We start from the raw sequence: 6,301 nt of genomic DNA on the forward strand, positions 1-6,301 counted from the left end.
CTCCTGTAGTGCCGTGATCATTTCCACCATGCCCAGGATCGACAATGATGGTTAATCCATTTAATGTGCCTTTTTTASGTTTTGATTTTGATTTCTGTTGGTGTGTTTCTTTTTCAGAGGCATCGGTAGAGATTACCCAATTGGCAACATAGCCTTTCGTGCCATTTGGCGTTTTTACTTCATACCAATCTCCATTTTGTCCGGTTGTTTCAAATGATTCGCCAGCATTTGCACGATAGACGACTTCACCCGATGTGTCAGGGGTGGAACGCAAATTCGTACCATTGTATACGATAGAGATATTTTTGATTTTCGTTTTTTTACTACCTTGTTCTTTTTTCGGCTTCTCGGAAGAAGCAGTACTGGCAGTTGCAGTCAATGTGCCATAAAAAGAATAGACCCAGCCACTTTCATTAGATGAAAGTTCGATATTCACCCAATTGTGTTGTTTTTCAATAATTTTAAAACGTTCCCCTTTATTGACGTTGGCAACTTTTTWTGCTGTTAAATCTGGTTTGGAACGGACGTTAAGACTATCAACTGAAACTTCGAACTGATTTTCTTTCTTCGCGCTTTGCTTGGAAGGCTTAGAATCGTTTGTTTGAACCGTTATGTATTCTTTCGCAACAAAACCTTTAACTTGATTAAAGGAAATTTCAGCCCATTTTCCATGATCAGTCAACAGTGTCGCTTGATCGCCGGCAGAAAGTTTTGCCAGGACCGCTGCATCAATCGAAGGTTGGGAACGGACATTTAATCTATCTACTTTAGAAACAACAAGTTGTCCGGTCGCTTGTTTCTTTTCACCCAATTGCTTCGTGTACCAAGATGCAACCCATCCCTCAGAAGTACCACGACGAACCTTTAACCAATCACCCTGTTGTTCAAGAACTAGCATTTGATCGCCCATTTCCATAGAAGCAATAATCGGATAGGCAAGTCCCGGTCCTGAACGTAAATGTAAATTTGATACAGTCGACTGGACATTTTCACCTTCAGCTTGTATAGATGAAGGTAGGATAAGAGATAATAATAAAAATAGTGCTACTAAAATTTGCCGATTTTGTCGAAGTTGAAATTTTGTCATAAAATCCCTCCTTTTTTTACATTGTAAAGACTGTTGGCTGAAAAAACTATAGCTTTCTGAAAAAAGGTTGACATCTCATACGACAGTCATTAAGATAAGGTATAATCTGAATCAAACAAATTGCCAATGACCAAGAAAGTAGCTGTTTAATACGCTGTTAAGAGAGGGAAAGACGTGGCTGAAATCTTTCCTACAGAAGCACTCAGTGAACAACACTTGGTAGGTTTTTCGTCGAAATACCCTCGCGGTGCAGTAGGCGGAAACGGAACCGGTCGTTATCCGGACTTGAGAGGACACAAGCTTTTTGTGTCAATTAGGGTGGAACCGCGGAAGCTAACATTAGCTCTCGTCCCTTGCGTTTTTGCGCAAGGGGCGGGAGCTTTTTATATTGTCCATGAAAGGAGACATTAATATGTCGATTAATGTGCCAAGAGGAACAAAAGATTTACTGCCAGGTGAAACAGAAAAGTGGCAAGCAGTTGAAGAATTAATTCGGGATACGTGTCGGTTGTTTCAGTATAAGGAAATCCGTACACCTATTTTTGAACATACTGAACTGTTCACGCGAAGTGTAGGGGATACGACAGATATCGTACAAAAAGAAATGTACACGTTTACCGACAGAGGCGATCGCTCCTTAACTTTACGCCCTGAGGGAACAGCATCAGTCGTACGTTCATTTGTAGAAAATAAATTATTCGGACTGCCTAATCAACCGGTTAAATTATATTACATGGGTCCGATGTTCCGATATGAGCGTCAACAAGCGGGTCGCTACCGTCAATTCGTACAATTCGGCGTTGAAGCAATCGGAAGTAAAGATCCAGCAATTGATGCTGAAGTCATGGCACTTGCTATGAATGTCTATAAAAAAGCAGGATTGAAGAAAATCAAATTGGTTCTCAACTCTTTAGGAGATACAGAAAGCCGACAAGCTCACCGTGATGCATTAATTGCTCACTTTGCTCCTCACATCCAAGAATTTTGTTCGGACTGTCAAAACCGTCTGCAAAAAAATCCGCTTCGTATTCTTGATTGCAAAGTAGACCGTGAGAATCCATTAATGGGTACAGCTCCTCAATTACCGGACTACTTAAATGAAGAATCTCTGACTTATTTTGAAAAAGTAAAACACTACCTTGATATTTTATCGATTAAATATGAACTCGATCCGAATTTAGTACGTGGTCTTGATTATTACAATCACACAGCTTTTGAAATCATGAGTGAAGGTGAAGGCTTTGGCGCCATAACGACTCTTTGTGGCGGTGGCCGCTATAATGGGTTAGTCGAAGAACTAGGTGGACCAGATTCTCCTGGGATTGGCTTTGGTATGAGTATCGAACGATTATTATTGGCATTGGAAGCAGAAGGTGAATCGTACACAAATAGCGATTCACTCGACTTTTATGTGGTAGCAATGGGTGAAGCTGCGAAAGATAAAGCCGTTTCATTCGTTTCCCAACTTCGTCAAAACAATATTTCAGCGGAAATGGATTACTTAGACCGTAAAGTGAAAGCACAAATGAAATCGGCCGATCGTCTGAACGCAAAATTCTCAGTAGTTATCGGAGATAATGAACTGGAAACGGGCAAAGTTTCACTGAAATATTTAGCAAATGGTACGCAGCAGGAATTGGCATTCGATGAAATTGTTGAACAATTTGAAGAAATCGCAACTAGAGCAATGGAGGAATTAGCATGACAAAACGTACACATCCATGTGGAGAAGTAGCAGAACAGGCAATTGGGCAACAAGTCGTATTAAAAGGATGGGTTCAAAAAAGACGTGATTTGGGCGGATTGATTTTCGTGGATCTTCGCGACCGTTCGGGCATCGTACAAATTGTTTTCAACCCGGACATTTCCCAGGAAGCGTTGGCTATCGCAGACAAATTACGTAATGAATTTGTCGTTGAAGTGAGCGGGGAAGTAGTTGCCCGTCAAGAATCACAAGTGAATCCTAACATGGTAACGGGACGTATCGAAGTTCAGGCAAATCTTGTGACCATTGTTAATGAAGCGAAAAATCCACCATTTGCGATTGAAAACCAATCAGATGTCAGCGAAGACTTACGATTGAAATATCGTTATTTAGACCTTCGCCGTCCTGTAATGTATGAAACATTTAAAATGCGTTCAGAAGTAACAAAATCGATTCGACGATTCTTGGATGAAGAAACATTCCTTGAAGTAGAAACACCAATCCTTACGAAATCAACACCGGAAGGAGCACGTGACTATTTAGTACCAAGCCGTGTGCATGACGGTGAATTTTACGCATTGCCACAATCACCTCAATTGTTCAAACAAATGCTGATGGTGTCAGGCTTTGAAAAATACTACCAGATTGCGCGTTGTTTCCGCGATGAAGATTTACGTGCAGACCGTCAACCTGAATTTACTCAAATCGACATGGAAATGAGCTTCATGTCAATGGAAGATATTCTTGAAATGAACGAACGCATGATGAAGAAAATGATGAAAGACGTCAAAGGCATTGAAATTGAAACGCCTTTCCGACGCATGAAATACACAGAGGCAATGGATCGATTCGGTTCTGATAAACCTGATGTCCGTTTTGGTCTTGAACTTCAGGACGTATCAGCATTGGTTGCGGATTCTTCATTCAAAGTATTTGCTGGTGCCGTTGAAAATGGTGGCCAAGTGAAGGCAATCAATGTCAAAGGGTCAGCTGACAATTATTCACGAAAAGATATCGATGCGTTAGGTGAGTTTGCCGGTCGCTACGGTGCGAAAGGTCTTGCGTGGTTAAAAGTCGACGCAGAAGGATTGAAAGGACCAATCGCTAAATTCTTTGAAGGTGAAGCCGGCGAGAAATTAGTTCAAACACTAAGCGCTGAAGCAGGAGATTTATTGTTGTTTGTTGCAGACAAAAAATCGGTTGTTGCCGATGCTTTAGGTTCGCTTCGCATGAAATTAGGAAAAGAACTTCAATTGATCGATGAAAGCAAATTTGCTTTCTTATGGATTATTGATTGGCCGTTATTTGAATATGACGATCAGGAAGGTCGTTATTATGCAGCTCACCATCCATTCACGATGCCTTTCGTTGAAGACATCGAATTAATGGATACGGACCCAGCAAGCGTCCGCGCACAAGCCTATGACTTAGTGTTAAATGGCTATGAGCTAGGTGGCGGATCACTGCGTATTTATGAACGTGATGTGCAAGAAAAAATGTTCAGTATTCTTGGTTTCTCTCAGGAAGAAGCGACAGCTCAGTTCGGCTTTTTGCTTGAAGCGTTTGAGTATGGAACACCTCCGCACGGTGGTATTGCATTAGGATTGGACCGATTAGTTATGTTATTGGCTGGTCGCACAAACTTACGTGACACAATTGCTTTCCCTAAAACTGCGAGTGCCAGCGATATTTTAACAAAAGCACCAAGCCCAGTCTCGGAAGAACAATTGAAAGATTTATCATTGGCAATTAGTATTCAGAAAAATCTAAAATCAGGTGAATAAGAGGCTTGAATTTCTAAAATAGATATGATAGGATACTTGTAACACGAATCCTGATGTGTTCGTTAATTGCCAATCGCTTTTGACCGAACAATAATATCGTCGGGAATCCTCCTTTTATAATGGCTAACATGCCCCCAGGGGACGTTATAAGTTGTAAAGTGGATACCCACCTGCTGTGTGCGGGTTCAAAACGATACGCTTCATAATGACGGCACGATTGGGATTCGTCCTACATTATGAATAATCCCTCTAGCTTGTTTCAAGCTAGAGGGTTTTTAATGATTACAATCCCGACTAAAACGATATAGATTGTGAGGACATCATATGTTACACCAATTTTCACGAAATGAATTAGCCATAGGTACTGAAGGTGTCGACCTGCTAAAAAACACGACAGTCGCTATTTTGGGTGTTGGAGGCGTAGGTTCTTTTGCTGCGGAAGCATGTGCAAGAAGCGGCATCGGGAAAATCATCCTCGTTGATAAAGACAATGTAGATATTACAAACATCAATCGCCAATTGGTTGCTTATACATCAACAGTAGGACGCTCGAAGTCCGAAGTAATGAAGGAACGAATTTTGGACATCAATCCTGCATGTGAAGTACATGATTTGCACATGTTCTATACAGAAGAAACATACGAAGAATTCTTCAGCCATAACTTGGATTACGTGATTGATGCTTCTGATACTATCATTTACAAAATCCATTTAATGAAAGAATGTCTGGCTCGAGGCGTCAAAATCATTTCAAGTATGGGGGCAGCAAATAAAACCGACCCTACACGCTTCAAAATTGCTGATATTTCTAAAACACATACGGATCCCTTGGCAAAAGTGATTCGTACAAAACTTCGTAAAGAAGGAATCTATAAAGGAATTCCTGTTGTTTTTTCTGATGAAAGCCCGATTGTCGTTCGAGAAGATGTGGTGGAAACAGTCGGTAAGCCGGATGCGAAAATTCGTAAGGCAAAAATGCCACCATCGTCGAACGCATTCGTACCGTCTGTTGCCGGATTAGTGGCAGCAAGCTGGGTTATTAACGATATTACAAAAGAAATTCCGATAAAACGCGTACGTTCTAATTAATTTGAGAAGGCGACCCTTCAAGTTTAATTGGGGTGGCCTTTTTTCTTGTGATGAATTAGGGGATAGGGGCAACTATTCGATCGATAGGGGCAACTTTTGTGCGGAATGGGGCAACTTTCACGTTTATAGGGGCAACTAACCAATTTCCTCCTAATTCTTCACCACAACACATAAAAAGACCTGAGCCGCTCGCTGGCGATTCAGGTCTTCTTTCCTTTAAATGATTCCAACTTTTGATAAATACCCGCGAGTTTCTTTTCTTCGCCCGCGAGCACCGGATTGTAATACTTCGAACCAATCAAATTGTCAGGCAGATAGGTTTGATTGACCCAACCGCCAAATGATCCAATCGGTGTGTTGTGCGGATATAAATATCCTTCGTGTCCGAGTGCAGCTGCTCCTGCATAATGTGTATCTTTGAGATGGCTCGGGATATCGCCAACTTTTCCGGCATGAATGGAAGCAATGGCAGCATCAATGGCTTTATAAGCTGAATTGGATTTCTCCGATAAACACATTTCCACGACAGCATTTGCCAACGGAATGCGAGCTTCCGGCAACCCCAATCGTTCAGCTGCCTGGATGCTCGCAAGAACGTGCGCGCCAACTGCTGGATTTGCAACGCCGATATCTTCG

General features: G+C 41.6%; 5 protein-coding genes, 1 other RNA gene and 1 other annotated feature. Of the genes, 4 read left to right on the plus strand and 2 right to left on the minus strand.

The window, feature by feature from the left end; translation table 11 throughout:
* Positions 1-1,087, minus strand: a 1,087-nt coding sequence (locus tag AC1DSB_RS12655) for an SH3 domain-containing protein (RefSeq protein WP_477586826.1), incomplete at its 3' end; no start/stop codon positions are given.
* A 117-nt stretch (positions 1,088-1,204) separates the two neighbouring features.
* Positions 1,205-1,444, plus strand: a binding site (T-box leader).
* A 55-nt stretch (positions 1,445-1,499) separates the two neighbouring features.
* Between AC1DSB_RS12655 and hisS the strand changes: the two genes are divergently transcribed.
* The 4 genes from hisS (at position 1,500) to AC1DSB_RS12675 (ending at position 5,665) form a co-directional block, all read left to right on the plus strand.
* Positions 1,500-2,792, plus strand: coding sequence for a histidine--tRNA ligase (gene hisS / locus AC1DSB_RS12660; protein WP_477532376.1), 1,293 nt, complete (start codon positions 1,500-1,502; stop codon positions 2,790-2,792).
* Entirely contained in the window at positions 2,789-4,576 is a 1,788-nt protein-coding gene (gene aspS, locus AC1DSB_RS12665; protein WP_477532377.1) for an aspartate--tRNA ligase, read from the plus strand. Before hisS ends, aspS begins: the two co-directional genes overlap by 4 nt.
* A gap of 44 nt (positions 4,577-4,620) precedes the next feature.
* Positions 4,621-4,804, plus strand: a non-coding RNA gene (ssrS, locus tag AC1DSB_RS12670) — 6S RNA.
* 96 nt (positions 4,805-4,900) lie between these two features.
* Positions 4,901-5,665, plus strand: a complete 765-nt coding sequence (locus tag AC1DSB_RS12675) for a tRNA threonylcarbamoyladenosine dehydratase (RefSeq protein WP_477532378.1) — start codon at positions 4,901-4,903, stop codon at positions 5,663-5,665.
* Between the two features lie 200 nt (positions 5,666-5,865).
* On the opposite strand, the gene AC1DSB_RS12680 is transcribed toward AC1DSB_RS12675, so the two are convergent.
* On the minus strand, positions 5,866-6,301 hold a 436-nt coding region (locus AC1DSB_RS12680; protein ID WP_477586827.1), incomplete at its 5' end, for an AAA family ATPase.

It is taken from the genome of Paenisporosarcina sp. P4_E4_2, from assembly GCF_056401595.1.

What these genes read in the sequence shown, in the direction of transcription:
- hisS (WP_477532376.1), top strand. Translation starts at nt 1,500, where the DNA reads ATGTCGATTAATGTGCCAAGAGGAACAAAAGATTTACTGCCAGGTGAA.
- aspS (WP_477532377.1), top strand. Translation starts at nt 2,789, where the DNA reads ATGACAAAACGTACACATCCATGTGGAGAAGTAGCAGAACAGGCAATT.
- AC1DSB_RS12675 (WP_477532378.1), top strand. Translation starts at nt 4,901, where the DNA reads ATGTTACACCAATTTTCACGAAATGAATTAGCCATAGGTACTGAAGGT.